The sequence below is a fragment of the Flavobacterium limnophilum genome, assembly GCF_027111315.2.
Classification (GTDB): domain Bacteria; phylum Bacteroidota; class Bacteroidia; order Flavobacteriales; family Flavobacteriaceae; genus Flavobacterium; species Flavobacterium limnophilum.
Genome location: NZ_CP114289.2, coordinates 548,261 through 571,867 on the forward strand (window position 1 = coordinate 548,261; position 23,607 = coordinate 571,867).

17 protein-coding genes are annotated in these 23,607 nt (G+C 39.9%); 6 read left to right on the top strand and 11 right to left on the bottom strand.

Annotated features, from left to right (window positions below; all coding sequences use genetic code 11):
* Positions 1–246: 246 nt before the first annotated feature.
* Positions 247–6,204, top strand: coding sequence for a T9SS type A sorting domain-containing protein (locus OZP13_RS02280; RefSeq protein ID WP_281298501.1), 5,958 nt, complete (start codon positions 247–249; stop codon positions 6,202–6,204).
* A 295-nt stretch (positions 6,205–6,499) separates the two neighbouring features.
* Positions 6,500–7,018, top strand: coding sequence for a hypothetical protein (locus OZP13_RS02285; protein ID WP_281298502.1), 519 nt, complete (start codon positions 6,500–6,502; stop codon positions 7,016–7,018).
* Positions 7,019–7,099: 81 nt separating this feature from the next.
* Here the strand turns inward: OZP13_RS02285 and OZP13_RS02290 are convergent, their stop codons facing one another.
* The 3 genes from OZP13_RS02290 to OZP13_RS02300 are packed head-to-tail and all read right to left on the bottom strand — an operon-like array spanning position 7,100 to position 9,784.
* A complete protein-coding gene (locus tag OZP13_RS02290) occupies positions 7,100–8,047 on the bottom strand; it encodes a TerC family protein (RefSeq protein ID WP_281298503.1) in 948 nt (315 codons plus the stop codon).
* 56 nt (positions 8,048–8,103) lie between these two features.
* Positions 8,104–8,991: a cysteine synthase CysM gene (gene cysM / locus OZP13_RS02295; protein WP_281298504.1), complete on the bottom strand. Its 888-nt coding sequence runs from the start codon at positions 8,989–8,991 to the stop codon at positions 8,104–8,106.
* A gap of 1 nt (position 8,992) precedes the next feature.
* Entirely contained in the window at positions 8,993–9,784 is a 792-nt protein-coding gene (locus OZP13_RS02300) for a serine O-acetyltransferase (protein ID WP_281298505.1), read from the bottom strand.
* Positions 9,785–10,019: 235 nt separating this feature from the next.
* Here OZP13_RS02300 and OZP13_RS02305 point away from each other — a divergent pair, with 235 nt between their 5' ends.
* Positions 10,020–11,288, top strand: coding sequence for an NRAMP family divalent metal transporter (locus tag OZP13_RS02305; protein WP_281298506.1), 1,269 nt, complete (start codon positions 10,020–10,022; stop codon positions 11,286–11,288).
* Positions 11,289–11,517: 229 nt separating this feature from the next.
* Positions 11,518–12,069 (top strand): DUF8465 domain-containing protein, encoded by a 552-nt coding sequence (locus tag OZP13_RS02310; protein ID WP_269242110.1) that lies wholly within the window; start codon positions 11,518–11,520, stop codon positions 12,067–12,069.
* 131 nt (positions 12,070–12,200) lie between these two features.
* Here the strand turns inward: OZP13_RS02310 and OZP13_RS02315 are convergent, their stop codons facing one another.
* Positions 12,201–13,169 (bottom strand): hypothetical protein, encoded by a 969-nt coding sequence (locus OZP13_RS02315; protein WP_269242111.1) that lies wholly within the window; start codon positions 13,167–13,169, stop codon positions 12,201–12,203.
* Between the two features lie 86 nt (positions 13,170–13,255).
* Here OZP13_RS02315 and OZP13_RS02320 point away from each other — a divergent pair, with 86 nt between their 5' ends.
* Complete coding sequence (locus OZP13_RS02320; protein ID WP_281298507.1) at positions 13,256–14,380, top strand: cysteine desulfurase family protein; 1,125 nt, start codon at positions 13,256–13,258, stop codon at positions 14,378–14,380.
* 33 nt (positions 14,381–14,413) lie between these two features.
* Here OZP13_RS02320 and OZP13_RS02325 read toward each other — a convergent pair whose 3' ends face one another.
* From OZP13_RS02325 to OZP13_RS02345, 5 genes are all read right to left on the bottom strand, one after another.
* A complete protein-coding gene (locus OZP13_RS02325) occupies positions 14,414–15,448 on the bottom strand; it encodes a glycoside hydrolase family 130 protein (protein ID WP_281298508.1) in 1,035 nt (344 codons plus the stop codon).
* Between the two features lie 162 nt (positions 15,449–15,610).
* Positions 15,611–16,600 (bottom strand): MlaD family protein, encoded by a 990-nt coding sequence (locus OZP13_RS02330; protein ID WP_281298509.1) that lies wholly within the window; start codon positions 16,598–16,600, stop codon positions 15,611–15,613.
* 8 nt (positions 16,601–16,608) lie between these two features.
* On the bottom strand, positions 16,609–17,349 hold the full coding sequence (locus tag OZP13_RS02335; RefSeq protein ID WP_281298510.1) for an ABC transporter ATP-binding protein: 741 nt from the start codon (positions 17,347–17,349) through the stop codon (positions 16,609–16,611).
* Between the two features lie 13 nt (positions 17,350–17,362).
* On the bottom strand, positions 17,363–18,145 hold the full coding sequence (locus tag OZP13_RS02340; RefSeq protein WP_281298511.1) for an MlaE family ABC transporter permease: 783 nt from the start codon (positions 18,143–18,145) through the stop codon (positions 17,363–17,365).
* Between the two features lie 224 nt (positions 18,146–18,369).
* Positions 18,370–20,280, bottom strand: a complete 1,911-nt coding sequence (locus OZP13_RS02345; RefSeq protein ID WP_281298512.1) for an SPFH domain-containing protein — start codon at positions 20,278–20,280, stop codon at positions 18,370–18,372.
* A 354-nt stretch (positions 20,281–20,634) separates the two neighbouring features.
* Here OZP13_RS02345 and OZP13_RS02350 point away from each other — a divergent pair, with 354 nt between their 5' ends.
* Positions 20,635–20,997, top strand: a complete 363-nt coding sequence (locus tag OZP13_RS02350) for a hypothetical protein (protein WP_281298513.1) — start codon at positions 20,635–20,637, stop codon at positions 20,995–20,997.
* Positions 20,998–21,093: 96 nt separating this feature from the next.
* Here the strand turns inward: OZP13_RS02350 and OZP13_RS02355 are convergent, their stop codons facing one another.
* Together OZP13_RS02355 and OZP13_RS02360 are read right to left on the bottom strand one after the other, a co-directional pair.
* A complete protein-coding gene (locus tag OZP13_RS02355) occupies positions 21,094–21,996 on the bottom strand; it encodes a DnaJ C-terminal domain-containing protein (protein WP_281298514.1) in 903 nt (300 codons plus the stop codon).
* A 239-nt stretch (positions 21,997–22,235) separates the two neighbouring features.
* Positions 22,236–23,297, bottom strand: a complete 1,062-nt coding sequence (locus OZP13_RS02360) for a retron St85 family RNA-directed DNA polymerase (protein ID WP_269242118.1) — start codon at positions 23,295–23,297, stop codon at positions 22,236–22,238.
* Between the last annotated feature and the right edge of the window lie 310 nt (positions 23,298–23,607).

Below are 23,607 nucleotides of genomic sequence, written 5' to 3' on the forward strand. Positions count from 1 at the left end.
AAACGCGCTGCTTCCTATTTTTAGTTTTCTAATTTATTAGTATAAAAATTAGGTTTTTAAGTTTTTTCCAAGCCCCTTCGTTGGTTAATAAAAGTTTGTTTATTTCCCCAAAATAAAATATCCTTTTGATGATGGAGGACTTCATAAATTAGTTTATGAAGGTATTTTGTTTTTCTACGAAGTTTTCACCCTCAGTCTGCTAGTTTCCTGCTTTTTAACAAATTATGGTGTTAAAACTGTATCATCATGAAAAAGAGTACACTACTGAAGTTTTTCGAAGTTTTATCGAGCAAAATTAGATGTTGCTTATTTTCGAAAAGCACAATTTCTAGATTAGGTTTTTTCAGAAATGAAAATGTGGATAGTTCCAATTCAAAATTTAATGGACACGAAACGCAGGAACAGACAGCAAATTTTAGTGTGCCTCAAGTTGGAATTCCAACCAGTAACACTAAAATCATGTCCCGGGTTTTTTATACTTTTTGGATTGCATTTTTACTCTTTGCGATGCTGCCGATTTCGGCAGTTGGGCAAATAACCTATTGTGCGGGTGATCCAGTTCCCAGCACTCAAACGAGCTTGAGAGACAATCCTGCTTATGTGCGGGGGCAATGTCCTGCAAATGACATTCAGATATTGAGTGCCCGGATTGTAAAAACCAATGATCTTTGCAATACTTGTACTCCAAGAACTACAATAACTGCTGATTTATACATTAAGGTGCACCATAACACCAATAGTGATGACAGATATCTCGGTGTTTTTGCTGATTTGACTGAAACTATAAGTGGCTCAACCACTACCTGCACCATAGCCAGATGTGGGGGGCCAGTTGTAAAATCGGCAAGTGAGATTGATGGAGGTCAAGAAATTTATTATGGACAAATTACCTTCACCTGCGGTAGTCAACTCAACTTGAGTGATATATTGTTAGTCTGGACAGCTGCCAATGGAGCATGTCCGGTTACACTGCAAAATAACCCCAATGGGAAGTACTGCTACAGCAATGCAGATGTTCCTATTTCTCAGCCTTTTAACGCGGTAGCCAAAGCTTTATGCGGTACCGGAAATACTGCCAATATAGACTTGACCGTTAGCGGTGGGTCTGGTGATTTTTCTTATGATTGGAATAATGACGGAACGGGTGATTTTAATGATACCCAGAATCTTACAAATGTTCCTCTTGGAACTTATGTTGTGGTCGTAAGAGATAATGTAAAAAAAGATGAGAACAATAATCTGTGTACGGCTACAACAACCATCACCTTCAATGGACCTTGCTGCGAATTTTTTGCAACCTGTAATCTGGATGCGGCCGAGCAGTTGATAGAAGGATGTGGTGTAGGCGATTTGCCGGCTCCTTTCACAGTTCCTACTAATGTATTTACCAGTATTACTACTAATCCTTGCGGTGATCTGGTATTGATTCACGATGATGCTTCCAGCGGTTCCTTATGTCCCGATGGACTCAAAGTTACTAGAACTTACACATTGTTTGATGATTTAAACGATAATCAAATACTGGATGCGGGTGAAGAATTTGTTACCTGCGAAGAGAATTTTAAGGTGGTTGACAGAACCGACCCAACGGCTTCCAACCCGGCTCCTGTAACAGTTCAGTGTATTGGCGATGTTCCCGCTTCTGATATTGCGGTAGTGACTGATGAAGCTGACAACTGCGGCGTGCCTGTTGTGGCATTTGTTTCGGATCTTTCTGACGGCAACACCTGCCCGGAAGTTATTACTCGTACATATAGCGTAACCGATGCTTGCCTGAACCAGATACTGGTTACACAGACAATCACTGTTGACGATAACATCAACCCAACGGCTTCCAACCCAGATCCTGTAACTGTTGCCTGCATAGGCGATGTTCCCTCTTCTAATATTGCGGTAGTGACTGATGAAGCTGACAACTGCGGAGTTCCTGTTGTGGCATTTGTTTCGGATGTTTCTGACGGCAACACCTGCCCGGAAGTTATCACACGTACATATTCTGTAACCGATGCTTGCCTGAACCAGATACTGGTTACACAGACAATCACTGTTGACGATAACATCAACCCAACGGCTACCAACCCGGATCCTGTAACTGTTGCCTGCATAGGCGATGTACCGGCAGCTAATATTGCTGTTGTTGACGATGAAGCTGACAACTGCAGTGTGCCTGTTGTGGCATTTGTTTCGGATGTTTCTGACGGCAAAACCTGCCCGGAAGTTATCACACGTACATATTCTGTAACCGATGCTTGCCTGAACCAGATACTGGTTACACAGACAATCACTGTTGACGATAACATCAACCCAACGGCTACCAACCCAGATCCTGTAACTGTTGCCTGCATAGGCGATGTTCCCTCTTCTAATATTGCGGTAGTGACTGATGAAGCTGACAACTGCGGAGTTCCTGTTGTGGCATTTGTTTCGGATGTTTCTGACGGCAACACCTGCCCGGAAGTTATCACACGTACATATTCTGTAACCGATGCTTGCCTGAACCAGATACTGGTTACACAGACAATCACTGTTGACGATAACATCAACCCAACGGCTACCAACCCGGATCCTGTAACTGTTGCCTGCATAGGCGATGTACCGGCAGCTAATATTGCTGTTGTTGACGATGAAGCTGACAACTGCAGTGTGCCTGTTGTGGCATTTGTTTCGGATGTTTCTGACGGCAAAACCTGCCCGGAAGTTATCACACGTACATATTCTGTAACCGATGCTTGCCTGAACCAGATACTGGTTACACAGACAATCACTGTTGACGATAACATCAACCCAACGGCTACCAACCCGGATCCTGTAACTGTTGCCTGCATTGGTGATGTTCCGGCTGCTAATATTGCTGTTGTTGACGATGAAGCTGACAATTGCGGCGTGCCTGTTGTGGCATTTGTTTCGGATCTTTCTGACGGCAACACCTGCCCGGAAGTTATTACCCGTACATATAGCGTAACCGATGCTTGCCTGAACCAGATACTGGTTACACAGACAATCACTGTTGACGATGACACCGACCCAACAGCTTCCAACCCGGCTCCTGTTGCTGTTCAGTGTATTGGCGATGTTCCCGCTTCTGATATTGCGGTAGTGACTGATGAAGCTGACAACTGCGGCGTGCCTGTTGTGGCATTTGTTTCGGATCTTTCTGACGGCAACACCTGCCCGGAAGTTATCACACGTACATATAGCGTAACGGATGCTTGCCTGAACCAGATACTGGTTACACAGACAATCACTGTTGACGATAACATCAACCCAACAGCTACCAACCCGGATCCTGTAACTGTTGCCTGCATTGGTGATGTTCCGGCAGCTAATATTGCTGTTGTTGACGATGAAGCTGACAACTGCGGAGTTCCTGTTGTGGCATTTGTTTCAGATGTTTCAGATGGCAAAACCTGTCCGGAAGTTATCACACGTAAATATTCTGTAACCGATGCTTGCCTGAACCAGATACTGGTTACACAGACAATCACTGTTGACGATAACATCAACCCGACAGCTACCAACCCGGATCCTGTAACTGTTGCCTGCATAGGCGATGTACCGGCTGCTAATATTGCTGTTGTTGACGATGAAGCTGACAATTGCGGCGTGCCTGTTGTGGCATTTGTTTCAGATGTTTCTGATGGCAAAACCTGCCCGGAAGTTATCACACGTACATATTCTGTAACCGATGCTTGCCTGAACCAGATACTGGTTACACAGACAATCACTGTTGACGATAACATCAACCCAACGGCTACCAACCCGGATCCTGTAACTGTTGCCTGCATTGGTGATGTTCCGGCTGCTAATATTGCTGTTGTTGACGATGAAGCTGACAATTGCGGCGTGCCTGTTGTGGCATTTGTTTCGGATCTTTCTGACGGCAACACCTGCCCGGAAGTTATTACCCGTACATATAGCGTAACCGATGCTTGCCTGAACCAGATACTGGTTACACAGACAATCACTGTTGACGATGACACCGACCCAACAGCTTCCAACCCGGCTCCTGTTGCTGTTCAGTGTATTGGCGATGTTCCCGCTTCTGATATTGCGGTAGTGACTGATGAAGCTGACAACTGCGGCGTGCCTGTTGTGGCATTTGTTTCGGATCTTTCTGACGGCAACACCTGCCCGGAAGTTATCACACGTACATATAGCGTAACGGATGCTTGCCTGAACCAGATACTGGTTACACAGACAATCACTGTTGACGATAACATCAACCCAACAGCTACCAACCCGGATCCTGTAACTGTTGCCTGCATTGGTGATGTTCCGGCAGCTAATATTGCTGTTGTTGACGATGAAGCTGACAACTGCGGAGTTCCTGTTGTGGCATTTGTTTCAGATGTTTCAGATGGCAAAACCTGTCCGGAAGTTATCACACGTAAATATTCTGTAACCGATGCTTGCCTGAACCAGATACTGGTTACACAGACAATCACTGTTGACGATAACATCAACCCGACAGCTACCAACCCGGATCCTGTAACTGTTGCCTGCATAGGCGATGTACCGGCTGCTAATATTGCTGTTGTTGACGATGAAGCTGACAATTGCGGCGTGCCTGTTGTGGCATTTGTTTCAGATGTTTCTGATGGCAAAACCTGCCCGGAAGTTATCACACGTACATATTCTGTAACCGATGCTTGCCTGAACCAGATACTGGTTACACAGACAATCACTGTTGACGATAACATCAACCCAACGGCTACCAACCCGGATCCAGTAACTGTTGCCTGCATTGGCGATGTTCCGGCTGCTAATATTGCTGTTGTTGACGATGAAGCTGACAATTGCGGCGTGCCTGTTGTGGCATTTGTTTCGGATCTTTCTGACGGCAACACCTGCCCGGAAGTTATCACACGTACATATAGCGTAACCGATGCTTGCCTGAACCAGATACTGGTTACACAGACAATCACTGTTGACGATGACACCGACCCAACAGCTTCCAACCCGGCTCCTGTAACTGTTGCCTGCATTGGCGATGTTCCCGCTTCTGATATTGCGGTAGTGACTGATGAAGCTGACAACTGCGGCGTGCCTGTTGTGGCATTTGTTTCGGATCTTTCTGACGGCAACACCTGCCCGGAAGTTATCACACGTACATATTCTGTAACCGATGCTTGCCTGAACCAGATACTGGTTACACAGATAATCACTGTCGATGATACTTTAGCACCAGTGTTCACCTGCCCAACAGCAACAACTGTAGCATGTGATGTTGACATCGTATTTACTGCTCCAGCAGTAAGTGACAACTGTGATGATACTATAACACCAACTAAATCAGGAGATGTTGTGGTCAACAGCACACGCACCAGCTTTACCCAAAAATGGACAGCAACGGATGATTGTGGTAACAACAGTGAATGCACTCAAACCATTAACAGGCCAGCATGTGGTGGACATATTTATCCAACTGCCACTACCTGCGCAAGCTTTAAAAATGGTGCTCCACAACTGGACGCAATATGCTATCAAATGACGAAAAAAGGTGGAGGACAAACAGTATCGAATGCCACACCAGGTGTATTCTTTTACTACACTTACATAACAGCGCCGAGCAGTGCTTTTACTGTTGATATTTTCCAAGCAAACACAAATCCAACATTCAAACTGTTTGAAGTTAGCTTTAACGATGTTAATGCCTGGAATGCAAGCTGCACCAAGATAGCTACCGGTTACCAATCCGCCAGCGGACAGGCTACCATTGAAATCAGCGGAGTAACAGGGGGAGACATAATAGTGATTTCAGTGAAATACGACACCAAATCATTAATTGGATCTACTTTTACAGGCAAGGCTCCTGATGTTACTTATTACTTCGGTTCTTTAATTAACGGAAATGATGTTGCGGGATCTTTAGGCTCAGTACTTGTAAGTAATTGCAAAACAACAAAAGGAGGTACTTCTGCACCAATCGCTGCGAAAATTGATGCTGCAGGTTTCGATGCCTATCCGGTTCCGTTCAAAGACCAGCTTACCATCAAATACAATTTTGATTATGCGACTGACGTGAAAATCGAGGTATTCAACGCTCAAGGTATTTCAGTACTTACAAAAGTGGATACCAATAGTTATTTGAACAAAGAAATCACGCTTGACCTTCACGCAAACAAAGACCAAGAACAAATGTATCTTGTCAAAGTAACTACCAATCGAGGCAGCAGTATCAAAAAAGTACTGTCTTCCAAATAAAATTTTGTAACCATCTAGTCCAAAAAAATGCAATGGCTAGAATATAAATGAACCCCGGAAATGGAAATTTTCGGGGTTTTTTATGAGTCCACACTAAAAAAAATGTTTGTATTTTATCCAATTCAAATTTTCAATATCTTTTTTTTAGCGCCTGAGCTGATATTAATGAGTATAATTTTAGTTTGTCAATTTCGTTATTATTTATAATTCAATTTATTTTCGTTAATTTTACCGAAAAGCATAATTTTGGTTTGGTTTTTGGAATAACCCATATGAACCATAAAAACAATAAATCATGAAAAAAATAATTACAATTTTAGCCGTTATTGGAATGTTTGTTTTTCAAGGATGTGAGGGGCCAGAGGGACCTCCAGGTGTTCCAGGTCAGGACGGACTCATTGGTGTAGTCTATGAGAATAAAAGTAGTAACTACTATAATTTTACTTCGGGTAACAATTTTAAAGTTAGATTTAATTTTCCTAACACAATATATGATTCAGATGTAGTTTTGGTATATCGTTTAGGAGGTGTGGATAATGGTAAAGCAATTTGGGAGTTTTTGCCTGAAACATATTATCAGCTTAACGATGCGAGAGATTTTTCATTTAATTTCAATTTCACCTATGAGTATGTTGACATTTATTTGAGTGGAACCGATTTGATAACCGTTCCAAATGAATATCGATTGAATCAAATTTTTAGAATAGTTGTAGTTCCTGCTGATTTTGCTTCTAAAGTTAATACCAATAATTATTTAGAAGTTATGAATGCTTTAAATTTAAAAGAAGGTCAAGTTCAAAAGATTAATTTCTAGACCAATTGAATCCGTATAAAAAAAGGAAATCGAGAGATTTCCTTTTTTTTATGTTTTAAAGTTTTTATGAATTTAATTTTCTTAGGAAACTTCGTCTTTGCTCATTTTTAAAGATACCAGAATTCCAACCAAAAGCGAAATGGCTATAAAGGTCAAGGAAGCCCATTCCGGTAATTTGACATAATCGTGAAGCAGCATTTTGAGCCCAACGAAACTCAAAATAGCAATAAGGCTGTATTCGAGATGGGCAAATCGGTTTAACATGTGTGCCAAAAAGAAATACATGGAACGCAGTCCCAAGATGGCAAAAATATTGGAACTGAAAACTAAAAATGGATCGCTTGTTATGGCTAGAATCGCAGGAACACTGTCGATGGCAAAAATAACATCCATTACTTCGATAACTACCAATGCCACAAAAAGTGGAGTTGCTGCCGTTAGATGCCTTCTTTTAACAAAGAAATGTTCTCCGTCGATGTGGCTTGTAACGGGAATTATTTTTCGTAATGCCCTGTAAACAAAAGATTTTTTGGGTTCGAATTTGTCATCTTCTTTGTTAAACAGCATTTTGACTGCCGTAAAAATCAAGAAAATTCCAAAAATGTAAGTCATCCAACTAAATTTATGAATGAGCAGAACTCCAAAATAAATCATTAACCCCCTAAAAACTATAGCTCCCAAAATTCCCCAAAACAGTACGCGATGTTGGTATTTTTGAGGGATTCTAAAGGAAGAAAAAATGATGGCAATCACGAATATGTTGTCGACACTAAGCGATAATTCGATTAAATAACCAGTTATGAATTTCAGTGATGCGTCAACGGGTTTCAAGGCATCAGGATTTGCAATGTAATTGTTGCCATAGAGCCAATAAATAACTCCAGAAAACAGAAAAGATATTGTTACAAATATACCAGTCCATTTTCCTGCTTCTTTAGAATTAATAATATGTGGCGTTTTGTTGAAAACACCCAAATCTAGTGCAAGAAAAACTAAAATGGAAGCTAAAAATAAAGTCCAAACAATCATAATATCGGTTTTTTTATAGTTTAAAAATAATCTTTTTGATTATCCAAATCAATTGATTAATCAAATAAATCTGAAGACAAGTAGCGGTCACCTCGGTCACAGATAATGGCGACAATCACTCCAGATTCCATTTGTTCGGCCAGTTTTACGGCAACTGCAACAGAACCGCCACTGCTCATTCCGGCGAAAATGCCTTCTTCTTTGGCCAATCGTTTGGTCATTTCGCGTGCTTCTTTTTCGGAAACTTCCATAACGACATCCACTTTTGAAGCATCAAAGATTTTGGGCAAGTATTCTTGGGACCATTTTCGGATTCCCGGAATTTGGGAGCCGTCACTTGGTTGCGCACCAATAATCTGGATGGCCGGGTTTTTTTCTTTCAAGAAAGTGGAAGTGCCAATGATGGTTCCCGTGGTTCCCATTGCCGAGACAAAGTGGGTTACGGTTCCTTTGGTATCATTCCATATTTCCGGTCCCGTGGTTTTGTAATGCGCTTTCCAGTTGTCGTCATTGGCAAACTGGTTGAGCATCACATAGCCGCCTTCGGCCACTTTTTTGTCGGCATAGTCCCTGGAACCAATAATTCCTTCGCTAGCGGGTGTCAAAATAACGGTTGCGCCATAAGCCAGCATTGTTTGGGTGCGTTCCTTGGTCGAATCTTCCGGAAGAACGAGTTCAATTTCAACATTGAACAATTGTGCAATCATGGCCAAGGCAATTCCGGTGTTTCCGCTGGTGGCTTCAATGAGTTTGTCGCCTTTTTTGATGTCGCCTCTTTCTATTGCCGATGCAATCATGTTATATGCAGCACGGTCTTTTACGCTTCCTCCGGGATTGTTCCCCTCGAGTTTGAGCAAAAGTTTGACGTTTTTATTCTTTACCAAATTCACGCTTTCGACCAATGGCGTGTTTCCAATAAGTTCTGATAATTTTTTGAATTGCATGTTATTTTAACTCTTTGATTTTAACTTCGGTGATGGTGGTATTGGTCACGATGGATTTTGCCGGAATCGATTTTGTAATCCAGGTGTTTCCACCAATAATGCTGTCTTTTCCAATGGTAGTTTCTCCGCCCAAAATAGTGGCATTGGCATAAATGCAGACATTTTTTTCGACAGTTGGATGCCTTTTGGAGTTTTTCATGTCTTTGCTGACGCTCAATGCGCCCAAAGTTACCCCTTGGTACAGTTTGACGTGTTTCTCGATAACGGATGTTTCTCCGATAACAATTCCGGTGGCGTGGTCAATAAAAAATGGGGAAGCAATGGTTGCTCCGGCGTGAATGTCGGTTCCCGTAATTTTATGGGCGTATTCACTCATTAATCGGGAGAAAAGCAACATATCGAGTAGGTACAATTCATGACTCAGCCTGTAAATGGCGATGGCATAAAATCCGGGATAACCCAAATAGACTTCTTCGATACTGTTGGAAGCCGGATCGTTTTCCAAGATATAGGCGGCATCCTTATTCAAGTTTTCAAGAACTAAAGGCAGTCTTTCCAGAAATTGTTCCCAAATGCCCTCGCATATTCCTTCGGGTTTTTTGCAAGCGATTTTGGCAATTTCCTTGAATGATTTTTCAAGTTCATTGATGCTTTGGTCTAAAGGGGCATTGGCGTCAAACAAGGTATAGAAGAGCTTCTCGGTGAAGTGTTCCACTTTTGTCTTGATGCCGTAATTGATGATAAAATGGCTCTTTAGTGCTGCAATATTTTTTATAATTAGGTCCTTTGTCACGATAGTAGCGTTGAATTGTTAGTATATGTCGTAAAAGTAAGGTGTTTTTAGAAATTGAAGCAATAATTGAGGAAATAAATTAGGTAGTTGTTTTTGCAGGCAAACAATAAGTGGTTAGTTGTGTGTAAATTATGCCAATATTGCTTTTTAAATTTGTAAATTAGCATAGAAATGATTTCACGAAAAGAACTCCTTGTTTTATTCTTAGCTTTTTTAACAACCTAAAAAAATAAAAATGCTTAGCAGAGTAAAGTTAAACAACAAACTCAAACGTTTTTGGAAAATCCTTGGGCCTGGGCTCGTGACAGGTGCCAGTGATGATGATCCTTCGGGAATAGCGACTTATTCGCAGGCTGGAGCCGCTTATGGACTTTCAACTTTGTGGACTTCGTTGGTGGCATTTCCGCTTATGGCAGCAATTCAACAAATGTGTGCCCGGATTGGCTTGGTTACTTCCCACGGTTTGACGGGAGCACTAAAAAATTATTATCCCAGGCCAGTTTTGTATTTGATGCTATTGTTTAGTTTTCCTGCCATCATCATGAATATTGGTGCTGATATTGCCGGAATGGGAGCAGTGGGAAACCTGTTGTTTCCCTCCATTGACGCCACTTACTTCAGCGTTTTGTTTACTATTATACTTTTGGGATTGATTATTTATTTGCCTTATCATAAAATAGCTGCCACGCTAAAATACCTTTGCATCGTGATGTTGGTTTATTTTGTCGTTCCTTTTTTGTACAAGCAAGACTTAACCCAAATCCTGAAAGCAACATTTATTCCCAGCATAAAATTTGACAAGGAGTTTATGGGAATCCTTGTGGGGATCCTTGGAACCACCATCTCGCCCTATCTCTTTTTTTGGCAAGCATCGGTGGAGGTGGAGGAAATGAATGATAGAAAGAAACACCTGATGGTAAACAAAAAAATTATCCATGAAATAAATGAAGATGTTGATTTTGGAATGTCTTTTTCGGGTTTTGTGATGTATTTCATTATTCTTACCACAGGAACGGTTTTGTTTAATGGAGGTATTCACCAGATTGAAACAGTAGAGCAAGCGGCTTTGGCATTAAAACCATTGGCCGGGAATTTGGCGTATCTTCTTTTTGCCGTCGGGATAATTGGTACAGGTCTCATTGCCATTCCAGTTTTGAGTGGTTCGCTTTCCTATATCGTCACCGAAACTTTTGGTTGGGAGCAAGGTTTGGGAAAGAAATTCCATGAAGCCAAGGCATTTTATACCGTGATTGGGGCTTCTTTAATATTGGGTTTGTCGTTGAATTATGTTGGCATCTCGCCTGTAAAAGCCTTGATTTATACCGCCATTCTTTATGGATTGACCGCGCCGGTTTTGATCGCCATCATTCTTCATATTTCCAATAATAAAAGAATAATGGGAAGATTTACTAATGGAAGGGTATCAAATATTCTAGGGTTTTCGGCATTGCTAATTATGACGGCCGCTGCCGTTGGATTGATATATTTGCAATTGGCTGATTAGTTTTTTTTGCAAATTTTCGGCTTAGTATTTTTAAAAGAACTACACTTGAAAGTATCCCTTTTATTCCATGTTGAAATTATTTTTTTTCAATATCCAAAAGTTTTTGTTTTCCAAATTTTACAGATTATAAAGAAACCTTTTCAATAATAAATTGATGTTGTTTTAAAGTTTCTTACTTTTGGAATCGGATAAAAAAATCTAAATTATAACCAAGTTAAAGAAGATAAAAATGTTCAACAAAGGAGACAAGGTTTCGGTTCTGGACGAAGCCATAAATGGGGTAGTGGTTTCGGTCAAAGAGAAGCAGGTAACCATTGAAACAGAGGATGGATTTATGATGACATTTTTTGTCAATGAATTGCTTAAAGTAAACGATTCCAGTAATTTAATGGATTCTATCAGAAGAATTAATATAAATGAGGTTTCCAAGGAAAAAGAAATTCCAAAACCAAGAAGTTTTGTCAAGGAACGCAAAGAAAAGCACGAAATTTCGGCACCTGAATTTGATTTGCATATCGAAAAATTGGTTCCCAACAAACGAGGAATGTCCAATTACGACATCTTGACCCTGCAATCAGAAACCGCAAAAAGACACATCGAATTTGCCATAAAAAACCGCATTCCGAAGATTGTTTTTATCCACGGAGTTGGCGAAGGAATACTGAAATCAGAGTTGGATTTTTTGTTGGGACGTTATGACAATATCGCTTTTCAAGATGCCAATTATCAAAAATATGGATTGGGTGCCACCGAAGTTTTTATCAAGCAAAACAGCAAATAATTTGTTTTTTTGAAGTTGAAAATTCAAGTCTGAAAAAGGAAAATAAACTAAAAATTCCCTAATTAAATCTTCTTGTTTGGAATGTTTAATTAGGGAATTTGCGGTAAAATGTATTTCGTAATTTACTGAAATTAATTGGTTGTGGTCAACTCGCCATAGAGGTAATTGTCGCCAAGCCTGAAATCGCTGTTGCCTTTCTTTAGAGTGGCATTTTTGATAACGATGGTATGTTTGTATGCAGAGGTACCATTTTTTATCGTGGTGACTTCTATAATGCCGCTGACGCCTGCAACGCCGTTAACTGCATTCCATTCTTCCTTGATTGATGGAAGCACGGGAACTGTCGTTGTACAAAAGTAATCTTGGTTAAGAACGCCATTGGAGTACAAACGATAGGCAAGTTTGTTTTGAACAGAACCAATTAAAGCGGTTCTTGGCGTATTCAAAGGCGTTTCCACATTTACAATCAAAGCGGGGTCAAGATTATCCATGGTCAAGGCTTCGCTGCTGACGTAATTGTAGAGTTGTTTGGAAGTAGGGCATTGTTCCACCACTTTGTCGAATCCAAAAGGCAAATCGGTTGCATCTGTCACATAATCGCCAAAAGGGAATGTTTCATATACTTGGGTTCCGTTTGTTTTGGCAAACGTGATGTTCTTGAAAGTAATATTATGGTTGTAACCCGTAATTCGGGTACTGTTTTCAGTAGCATTTGTTGTTTTTACGGCAGTTGTAATAATCTGTATCGTACCGGCAGTTGCAGTCCATTGGTCCGACACGGAGGGCAATGCAGGCGGAATGGTGTTGCAAATATTATCCGAAGCAACGGTTCCATTATAAAAACGGTACACCACGCGATAGGTTGCATTGTCGATAATTTTTAGGGTTGGATTATCTACATCGGTGGGTTCGTTTACAAAATCGGTTTTCGGCATTTCAAGCAATAAAGCTTCTTTTTCTTTTAGTTTGTAAATGATGTCGTTGGTAGTGCAACTTTGAGTGGTGGTATCTTCAAAATCAATATTCTCCATAGTCAAATCACCATCATCACAACCGTTTAAAAATAAAACAAAAACCAACAGGCTCACAACTTTTTTCATCGTATAAAATATTTGGGTCAAAAATAGTGAAAAATAGACAATTGTTGGTAGGTAAATCACAATTGATATTTCATAACTTTGTTCCAATGAAAAAAGTATATCTCGATAACGCATCCACCACGCAACTCCGTCCGGAAGTCCTTCAAGAAATGACAAAAGTATTGTCGGAAGATTACGGAAATCCATCGTCGACGCATGGTTTTGGTCGGAATGCCAAAAGTATCTTGGAACTTTCCAGAAAATCCATCGCCAAGCAATTGAACGTTTCGGCCCAAGAAATTATTTTTACTTCTTGCGGAACGGAAGCCAACAATTGGATACTTCGCTCTGCCGTCAAGGATTTGAAAGTACAACGAATCATCACCAGCAAAATCGAGCATCATGCCGTTTTGTATGTCGTTCAAGCTTTGCAAAGGGAATTTGACATTCAAGTGGACTATGTTGCAGTTAAACCAAACGGTGAAATCGACATCACGGATTTAGTGGATTTACTTTCGCTAGAAACAAAAACCTTGGTGAGCTTGATGCACGTGAACAACGAAATAGGAACTGTCTTGGATGTGGATAAAGTGGGACGAATTTGTGAGCAACACAATGCCCTTTTTCATTCGGACATGGTGCAATCTGTGGGGAAAATTGAAATTGATTTGCAGCATTTGCCAATAGATTTCATGTCGGCCAGCGCCCATAAATTTCACGGACCAAAAGGAGTTGGATTTGCTTATGTCAAGAAAAATTCAGGTTTGCAACCTTTGTTTTACGGTGGCGAACAGGAAAAAGGCTTGCGTCCCGGAACCGAAGCGGTACACCAAATTGCAGGAATGGCAAAGGCATTGGAACTTTCCCATACTAATTTGGAAAAGGAAAGAGACCATATTTCCGAATTGAAAAATTATTTGGTTAACCAACTCGAAGTTGAGTTTCCTGCCTTTGAAATCAATGGAACATCGGATGGGATTTATACTATTTTGAATGTTTTGCTGCCTTTTTCCGATGACAAAACAGCCATGATTCTGTTTCATTTGGACATGAAGGGAATTGCGGTTTCGCGTGGCAGTGCTTGTCAATCGGGAAGTACAAGACCTTCGCATGTTCTGGCAGAGATGCTTTCGAACGAGGATTTGAAGAAACCCAGTTTACGTATTTCTTTCAGCCATTTCAATACTAAAGAAGATGTTGATTTGTTGGTCCAGGCGTTGAAAAGTATGTAATTACATGAATTCTGGCCAATTTTTTTGCCACTTTTAGGGTTGAATTCTTAACTCGTGCAACAATTCATTGATGTTTGTTTTTGCAACGGCTACATGCTTGTCTGCAGCGCCGTAATAAATATACAGATCATCGCCAAACAAGGCGTGACCTGTTGGAAACACGACATCACTCACTTCTCCTTCAATTTCCCACTGCCTGGTAGGCGAGAAGAGCGGCAATTCGAGTCTTGCAATTTCATTTTCAGGTTTGTCTAATTGCAGTAAAGCAGCCTTGGCATGGTATATGGTTCCAGTTGCCGTTTCTTGCACGCCATGATAAATCATCAACCATCCGTCGGGTGTTTCGATTGGCGGACTGCCAGCTCCAATGTAATTTACCTCAAAGACACCTTTTGGATCCAAGACGATATAATCTGTAAGGTTTTCGAGGTAATGTTCCCAAAACGGCTTTGTTAAATCCTTCCAATGGTCAAAATAAACAATTTGTATTCCCGGCCAAATGCGATGCAACAAGGCGAATTTCCCGTTTATTTTTCTTGGAAATAATGCCAAGTCTTTGTCTCTTAACAATCTAAATTCATCATCAACTAATCCGATTTGGGCAAAAAGTTTGTAATAATGGTGGTATTTTGGATTTAGTTTGCTGCCGCAGCAAAGAACCAAACGTTCATATTCTTGGTAATTTATTTTGGGCGTAATTATTCCGTGTTTTTCAAAATGAATTAAATCCTTGGAAGTGGCAAGAGCCCCCATGGCGTTGATGCCGTCATAGGCCGTATAGGTTATGTAGTAAGTATCTTCAATTTTTACCACTCTCGCATCTTCCACGCCTTGTTTTTCGTAATCAAAATCACGTATAATTAGGGGGTGATCCCGTCTTTCCACTATTTTAAGTGGACCTTCCGTTTTAGCGTAACCTATCGTGGATAGATTGCCTTCCTGAACCGCCCGGTATAATATATGCACCGTATTGCCCTCCTGATAAATTCCGGGATTTAAAACGCCATTGTTTTCAAACTCCCTATTGGTGGGACTAAGAATTATGCCGTGTTTTTCTACCGTAACCATGATTTATTATATTTTAAATTGTAATTAATAATCGCAATTAAGCCACAAAATCAGGGTGTATAGCATTTCTGGGTTGCCATATATTGATTAAAGTTCAGGGAAGTTTGGGGATGCTTATTGTATTGTTTTAAAGAATTATTTTGGCTTTAAACAGACGTTTTTTTATTTTTTATCCGCTTCTTTGGCTGCTTTAGCTTTTTCCTTTTCTTGTTTTTTGAAATAGCCTTTAAAGAGAAAATTATGTCTCATGGCTTCCATGTTTTCGTTCAACTTGGCACTGGCTTCATTGATATTGGTCATTGTGGAATCAATTTTTCCGACTAATCCAGGGTTATTGGCAAGGTAGTTAAAGGTGCCTTTTCCGTCTTTGACGCTCAGGATTGTAGCATCAAGATTTGCAATCACTACATTTATTTCTTTGGTGGATTGGTCTAAATTAGTCACCATGTTTTTTATTTTATTGGCTACAGCCGAATCTTTTATGACACCAACCACATTGTTTTTATTGTCCAACGAAGCCACGAGTTTGTCAATTTTTGTTGCCGTTTCTGAAGCTCCTTTGGCGGTCAATTTCAGATAGTGCATGGTTTCTTTTAAGTCTCTCGATATGATGGTGTCTTTTAATAGCGAACTCAAAGGGCCTTTTCCGTCGTTAATCTCATTGGTGATTTTGAGTAAATTGGCCGTAAGTTTGGCCGCGTTTTTATTGGTTACACTAAGGGTGTTCAGCATGTCTTCTGTTCGAACCCGATTGTACGAACGAATCTCGTCACCGGGCTGAACAGGAGGTTCGTTGCCTTTTCCGGGAAGTATGTTTATGATCATGTTGCCCACCAATCCATCGGAACTGATGGTGGCCACCGCATCTTTTTTTATGTAAGGAAAAATAGCTTTATCTATAATCATGTCGACGCGAATAGTGGTGTCATTGTCCATTTTAATTCCTCGGACTGTTCCCACGCTTATCCCGGAATAGCGCACGCTATTGCCCAATTGCAATCCATTTGCATTGTTGAATATGGCTTCAAGATGACTTGTCTTGCCAAACATTTTTTGCTTGTCGCCAATGAAATAAACGGCAAGAATAAATATCAATAATCCAATGATTACAAACAAACCAAGGCGTATTTTTTGTGATGTTGTTTTTTCCATTTTTATTATTATTTAAAGAATGCCTGTATTTTAGGATCGTTGGAAGCAATCAACTTTTCGAAAGTGCCTTCCGCATAATTAATTCCGTCAACCAACAAAATCATCCGATTCGAGATGGCTCTCGCACAATCCACGTCATGGGTTATGATGATGGATGAGGTATTGTATTTTTTTTGGATGGATTCCATCAGCAACAAAATTTCTTTTGCCGTAATGGGATCCAATCCCGTTGTGGGTTCGTCGTAAAGAATAATCCTGGGTTGCAAGATCAAGGTTCGTGCAAGGGCAACTCTTCGTTTCATGCCACCCGAAAGTTCTTCCGGCATCAGGTTTACGGTATGTGCCAATCCCACATTTTCAAGCGCTTCCATAACCAAGGGCGTGGTGTCTTTTATGATTCCAAACTTCTTGGTATGGCGTCTTAACGGAAATTCCAGATTTTCCCTGACCGTCATCGAATCATAGAGCGCACTTCCTTGAAAAAGAAATCCAACTTCGGTGCGAAGTTCGTCCAGTTGCTCTTGTTCGAGTGTGCTGATGTCTTTGCCCATGACTACGATGGAGCCACTGTCGGGTTTTTCGAGTCCAATCAAACATTTTATCATCACCGATTTTCCGGAGCCCGATTTTCCCATGATAACCAAGTTCTCCCCTTCGACCAAATGCATGTTGAAACCATTCAAAACGTGATTGTCGCCATAACTCTTTTTCAAGTCCTTGATTTCTATGACAGTTTTTGGATTGTCCATCGGTGTTTGAATTTTATAAATCGTAAAAAATATCAGTGACAAAAACGGCAATAAAGTCAATTATAAAAAGCAACATCGAGGTAAAAACCACGGCAGAATTAGCGGCAAGTCCCACACCGGCTGTTCCTTTTTTGCAGTTGTATCCTTTGAAACAACCCACTAATCCAATGGCAAATCCAAAGAAGAAACTCTTGATTGTCGCAGGAATTAAATCGCCAAATTCCAAAGCATCAAAAACTTGGTTGTAATACAATAAAAAAGAAACATTTCCCTTTATGTTTTCGACCAGATAAGAACCATATATGGCTATGAAATCGCCAAACATCACCAAAATGGGAAGCATGAACGTGGTGGCCAAAATTCGGGTAACCACTAGATATTTAAAAGGATTCGTGCCTGAAACTTCCATGGCATCAATTTGTTCCGTAACTCTCATCGAACCCAGCTCGGCTCCAATTCCGGAACCAATTCGTCCTGCACAAATCAAGGCAGTAATGATGGGGCCAATTTCTCGAATAATCGAAATGCTCACCATGGACGGCATCCAGGAAACAGCGCCAAATTCCTGCAATGTAGGCCTGGATTGCAATGTAAAAACCAATCCGATGATGAATCCCGTTACGGCTACCAAAAGCAAGGAGCGGTTTCCCATATAAAAACATTGTCGAAGGAATTCCCTATATTCTGAAGGACGCTTAAAAACTTCTTTGAAAAAACGACCTGCAAATTGGGAGAGTTCGCCAATATCAAGCAAGAAAGCCTTGAGTAATTCGATTATTTTAAAAATAGTATCCATCTAAAAGGGAATTAATTTTTAAGAAAAAGGGCTTCTCACCCCAGCAAAGCGAACAGACGTAGTAAATATACGAATAATCTACTGATTTTCAGAGATTATGGATGTGTTTTATCTGTTTTTTTGAAAGGCTGTATTTTGAATTCAACAACAATTGCAAACCATTTGTGACAAGACCAAAAAAAATCCGCTTTTCAGCGGATTTTGAATGTTAATTTAAATTGGGTTTATTTGGTTTTAGGTTCTTCTTTTTCGTTTTTGGCATCCATCATTTCCATTAATTTCATTCCCAAAAGTCCACTGATTCCTCCATCGGAACCTGAACTTCCTGAAATTAATACATCTGGAATTACCTTGATTTTTCCTTTTCCAATTTCTTCCGTGATTTTGTATTTGGTAAAATTATCGCCACCCATCGCAGAAACCTGCAATTGATAAGCTTCGGCGGTAGATTGACCAATCGCCTTGATTTTTTCTGCTTCGGCCAAACCGGTTTTTGAGATTCTTTCGGCTTCTGCGCTGGCGGTTAGTTTTGTAGCTTCGGCTTGTGCTCCGGCTCTTGCTTTTGTGGCTTCCGCTTCGGCATTGGCACGCATTTTAGTGGCTTCGGCTTCGGCATTCACGTTTAGTTTTAAACTTGTGGCGTCTCCTTCGGCTTTTTTAACGGTGGCATCGGCCGTTCTTTGGGCGATTTCCACACTTTGCGAAGCTTTCACGATTTCTTTTTGCATATCGGCAATGGCGGTTTCTTTTTCCACGCCTTGACGTTGTTCTTGCGCCATTCTTTGGGTTTGATAGGTTTTTTGCTCTTCCTCGGCAATTTTTCTGTCGGTCAAGGTTTTCATCAAGGATTCCGGAGGAACGATGTCTCCAATCAAGGTATCAACGGCATTCACATTGTATTCGTCCAAAACTACTTTGATGTGGTTTTTGGCCGATTCCTGACGTTCTTTTCTGGTCGAAAGAAACGAAATCACGTCGCTTTCCTGAGCCGAGTTTCTAAAATAGTTGCCAATGGTTGGTTCCAAAACTTGGGAAACCAGATTGTTCATGCTACCGAAACGGGCAATCACTTTTGGCGCTTCGTTGGCAGGAACGTGGATAATTTGGGAAACATCCAGATTGAAAGGGAAACCGTCTTTGGAACGAACCGTAATCGTGGACAGGTTTTGATCCAAGTTATGGGATTCACTTCTGGCATCGGCCCAGTTCAAAACCAAGTTGGTTGTAGGAACAGGCTCCAGTTTTGTCGTGTATTTGTTAAGCGCATATTTTCCGGGTCCAAAAGGTTCCATCCAAACTCCGCGTTGTCCTTTTGAAACGATATTTCCGTGTTTGAAAGTGTCTCCTGTGACATCTTGACCATCTTCTCCAATATAAGAAATCACTACGCCAACATAACCAATTGGAACATCGGTCATTGGGGTTTGCTCAATTTGAATCGCCCAAGAATTGATGTAATAGGAACCGGCAAGCATCACTTGAGGTTGCAATCCACGATTTCCACCATTTTTTAGAAACTGGTCAAAATCTTGAAAGTTGTTGTGGTTGTCCACGAATTTACCGGCAATTTGTCCAATTGGAATAGGTTCACCATCCATTGCCGTTACGATTCCCACCATATTTTCGGAAATCACGATTTGCGGAGCTACTACAACTTCAAACAAAAAAGTATTAATACGATAAGATCCTGTGGTAATAAATGCCGATTGACGTCCTTTTTGTCCTCCATTGTCCAAAAATAAAGTCGCATCCTGGAAATTGTCGGAACTTACTTTTTGGGCAAGAATTCGACCCGTAGGTATTTCGGCACCATCTTTACTCAATAACAATCCGATATTTCCTTCTGGAATAATGGTAAACGGACTCATATTTACCGAGTATTGCCAAGGCCACATTCCCCAATACAATCCGGGAGCTAGAGTTTTTGCCTGAAAACCTGCTTCGCCTTTGGTGGCGATAATTCGGCCGTCGGGCAATGATTTTTCGGCTCCAAAGAGCACAAATTTCTTGGTCACTAAACCAATTCGATCTTCCGGAACGATGACCATTCCGAAGAAAACACGTAAAACAAATTTGTAAAGAACTAAACATAAAAGGAATAAAAGTAACCACCAATAATCTGTAAGAGCTGTCATATTTTTAATATTAAATTACCTATCAAAAATAGAATATTTTTTGAATTTTACTACAAAAAAATAATAATTTAACGTTTGAATAATCTTACTAATGCGAAGTGGTTAAATTGTGAACTTTTTTGAGGATTTTTATATTAGTTCTGCAAGAAATTATTCAGAATTAGATTATGAGTTAGGAATAATTTTGGTAGATTTACTTCGTCGATTTGGATAAAGCCTTAGGTGTTTTATGGGCTTGTTGAAGTGGGCACAGAATGCAATTCTGCGCTAACCAAACAAAGACTATTTTGCATATCCAAGCGATTGGGATTGGCGGTGAAGGAGGATTAAAAATAGGAATTAAATTTTAATATTATGAAAAAAATATCAAGCAAAACAACGTACTTTCGAAAAAAAATTATACCAATAATTCTTTTACTAAATATATTGATGTTGTTTTTTGGTTTTACAATTTTTGATTTTACATTTAAAAATTTAGCATTTATATTTTTTCCAACTTTAATTTTTTTATTTGTATGGATATTTAAGTTTAGAAAATTAGAAGTAGTTTATTTAGGTAATAAATATCTAGTGGTTAACGACGAAAAAATATTATTTGAGAATATTATCTCAATTAATAAAAAAAGTTCATTATGTTATAAACTGAAATATCAAATAGATAATACAATAAAGTCGATAATTTTTATGGTTGATTCATTTCCTACTTTTCCTACTTAAACTCCTGATTTTGTGAAAGAAATTAGAGAATTTGTAGAAAAAAATGAAAAGCATTAATCAGTTGCGTTAATTCCTATTCTCTAATCTATATAGCCATTATTTAGCCCTCAATTTAGCCAGTTCCTCGAATAATTCTTTCTCTTTTTCGGTAAGATGTGTGGGTATCACGATTTGGTAGGTAATGTATAAATCGCCAAATACTCCCTCTTTTTTATAGACAGGAAATCCTTTGCCTTTCAGTTTTACTTTGGTGCCGTTTTGGGTTCCGGGCAATACTTTTAGTTTTACTTTTCCGTCGAAGGTGTCTACGGTAATTTCTCCGCCCAAGATGGCGCTGTATAAATCCAAATCCACGGTGGAATAGAGATTGTGATTCTCCAATTTGAATTTGGTATTATTCGCAATGGTGAAAGTGATGTACAGATCTCCTTTTGGACCGCCATTTGCACCTTCGGCACCCATACCGCTGATTTTTATGACTTGACCGTTTTCCACTCCAGCGGGAATGGTGAGCCTTATTTTTTTGCCATTGATAGTTAATTCTCGTTTTTGAGTGGTGTAAACGTCTTTCAAATCGAGGTTTAGTTCGGCATTGTAATCGCCGCCTTTGGACGGTCTGGTCTGACCTCTTCCTCCTGCGGAACGCGATCCAAACATGGATTCAAAAAAATCGGAAAAATCGCCACCACCCGAGAATCCTTCAAAACCACCAAAACCTCCTTGTTGTCCGCCACCACGAGATTGTTGTTGTCTTTGTTTTTCGAATTCTTCGGAATGTTGCCAGTTTTCGCCATATTGATCGTATTTCTTGCGGTTCTCGGGATGGCTCAAAACTTCGTTGGCCTCATTGACTTCCTTGAATTTTTGTTCGGCTTCCTTGTCGTTGGGATTTAAGTCGGGATGGTATTTTCGGGCGAGTTTTCGATATGCTTTTTTTACATCGGCCTCCGTTGCATTTTTGTCGATTCCCAATATTTTGTAATAGTCTATAAATGCCATTTTACATCGTTTTTCTGATTGCCGTTCTTTTGATTAGTTGTATAATGTTGCACAATATTTAGATAAATTTCATTTGACATCTAAATAATTCTAATTGTTTCGACTTGTTTTACATATCAAATTTAATCATTTTTAGCTTGTTAAAAAAGGAATAAAGGGTTTTATTACAAAGTGTTATAAAAAAAAGTAAAGAGCCTCGAATGAGGCCCTGAACATTAGTTTTTAAAAGAAAAATTATCTTAAGCCAGTTGTGGCATGGCTTTTTTAATTTTCAAATCCTCTTTCTTTTTTAGGTCAATGAGCCATGTTTTGTATTCGATAAATTCAGTGTCTTTGGGGTTTATTTGCAACACAAAATTTATTTTTCCCAACAAATGTTCCAGATAATTTTTTTGCTTGATTTCTTTGAACACGCGGTGTTCGTCCAAACCAAATTTCTTGATGTAGTACATCGCTTGTCGCAATGCGTTGCGTTTTTTGAAGGTGACTTGTGGTTTGTCGTTGACCACAATTCCAGTCACGGTTTGTTGTTTGTCGGGTGTCATCAGTTTTGTTTTGCTTTTATTGAGGCGAAGATTCAGGTTTTTGATGGTTTCGACAACTTTTTCAAGGAGTTCGTCTTCGTCAAAATCGCCCGAAAAGCTTAGGTCATCGGCATAACGGGTGTACCTGATTTTTCGTTTTTTGCAAAAATCGGCAATGATGCCGTCGGCTTCTTTAAAAACAAGATTGGAAAGGTAAGGGCTTGTTGGTGCGCCTTGCGGCAAGCCGTTATCTCGAGTGCAAAGTTTTGCCAGTAGATTTGAAACCATTTTAGAATAGCCCAATTCAAGAAAAACTTTTTCTACCAATTCCATTTTTATGGAGGGAAAGAAATTTTCCAAATCCAGCGTGAATACTTTGGGTTGTTTTTTATGGAATTTCAGGTTTTCCATAAGACGGGTTTTGGCTTTATAAGCTTTGGCAAAAGGACTCACCGACACTTTTTCGAGAATGTTTTCGAGAATCCAGATTTGAATTTCCTTCAAGCTGGGAAGCGGTTCGGATATGGGTCTTTTTGTTCTGTTTTTTTTGGTGATTTCAAAATCTCGATAGAAATAGGAGGTATGCAGTGCGGCTTTTTTGAGGTATTCTTTTTTGTAGCCCACGAGTTCGGCAAGATGTTCAGGATTGTATATTATGGGAACATTGTTTGAAGACAATACTTCGGCATAGTCCAGACAATGCTTGATATTATTTTTTGACAAGCCTTTTTTGGTGGCTTCGGCTGTAAAATCGTCTTTGTATTTTGTGAAATCCATGGCTTTTAAAATCATTAATGGAGCGGGAAATGAAATTCCCACTCCAGTTAAGAACACGGGTTTAAAAGTCTCGGAGCTCTGCGGAGAGATTCTTTTAAACACAGTTGCTTGAAAAAGCATTCCATTACAGAGTAGTGACTCACGACTCCTCGTCGGCCATTGCCAACGAAATCTTTAGAAAAACTAGAAGTTCAATTCGTTTTTACGTGGAACAAAAATGGTTTTTTTGTCCAGTTTTGGAATTTTACTCTTCCCATCTTTTTGGATCCATTCTTCTTTTTTTTTATTTGATTCCATTTTAAAAACTTTT

Excerpts from the sequence above, each read along its gene's own strand:
- OZP13_RS02280 (WP_281298501.1), top strand. The coding sequence starts at position 247 with ATGAAAAAGAGTACACTACTGAAGTTTTTCGAAGTTTTATCGAGCAAA.
- OZP13_RS02285 (WP_281298502.1), top strand. The coding sequence starts at position 6,500 with ATGAAAAAAATAATTACAATTTTAGCCGTTATTGGAATGTTTGTTTTT.
- OZP13_RS02290 (WP_281298503.1), bottom strand. The coding sequence starts at position 8,047 with ATGATTGTTTGGACTTTATTTTTAGCTTCCATTTTAGTTTTTCTTGCA.
- cysM (WP_281298504.1), bottom strand. The coding sequence starts at position 8,991 with ATGCAATTCAAAAAATTATCAGAACTTATTGGAAACACGCCATTGGTC.
- OZP13_RS02305 (WP_281298506.1), top strand. The coding sequence starts at position 10,020 with ATGCTTAGCAGAGTAAAGTTAAACAACAAACTCAAACGTTTTTGGAAA.
- OZP13_RS02310 (WP_269242110.1), top strand. The coding sequence starts at position 11,518 with ATGTTCAACAAAGGAGACAAGGTTTCGGTTCTGGACGAAGCCATAAAT.
- OZP13_RS02315 (WP_269242111.1), bottom strand. The coding sequence starts at position 13,169 with ATGAAAAAAGTTGTGAGCCTGTTGGTTTTTGTTTTATTTTTAAACGGT.
- OZP13_RS02320 (WP_281298507.1), top strand. The coding sequence starts at position 13,256 with ATGAAAAAAGTATATCTCGATAACGCATCCACCACGCAACTCCGTCCG.
- OZP13_RS02325 (WP_281298508.1), bottom strand. The coding sequence starts at position 15,448 with ATGGTTACGGTAGAAAAACACGGCATAATTCTTAGTCCCACCAATAGG.
- OZP13_RS02330 (WP_281298509.1), bottom strand. The coding sequence starts at position 16,600 with ATGGAAAAAACAACATCACAAAAAATACGCCTTGGTTTGTTTGTAATC.
- OZP13_RS02335 (WP_281298510.1), bottom strand. The coding sequence starts at position 17,349 with ATGGACAATCCAAAAACTGTCATAGAAATCAAGGACTTGAAAAAGAGT.
- OZP13_RS02340 (WP_281298511.1), bottom strand. The coding sequence starts at position 18,145 with ATGGATACTATTTTTAAAATAATCGAATTACTCAAGGCTTTCTTGCTT.
- OZP13_RS02345 (WP_281298512.1), bottom strand. The coding sequence starts at position 20,280 with ATGACAGCTCTTACAGATTATTGGTGGTTACTTTTATTCCTTTTATGT.
- OZP13_RS02350 (WP_281298513.1), top strand. The coding sequence starts at position 20,635 with ATGAAAAAAATATCAAGCAAAACAACGTACTTTCGAAAAAAAATTATA.
- OZP13_RS02355 (WP_281298514.1), bottom strand. The coding sequence starts at position 21,996 with ATGGCATTTATAGACTATTACAAAATATTGGGAATCGACAAAAATGCA.
- OZP13_RS02360 (WP_269242118.1), bottom strand. The coding sequence starts at position 23,297 with ATGGATTTCACAAAATACAAAGACGATTTTACAGCCGAAGCCACCAAA.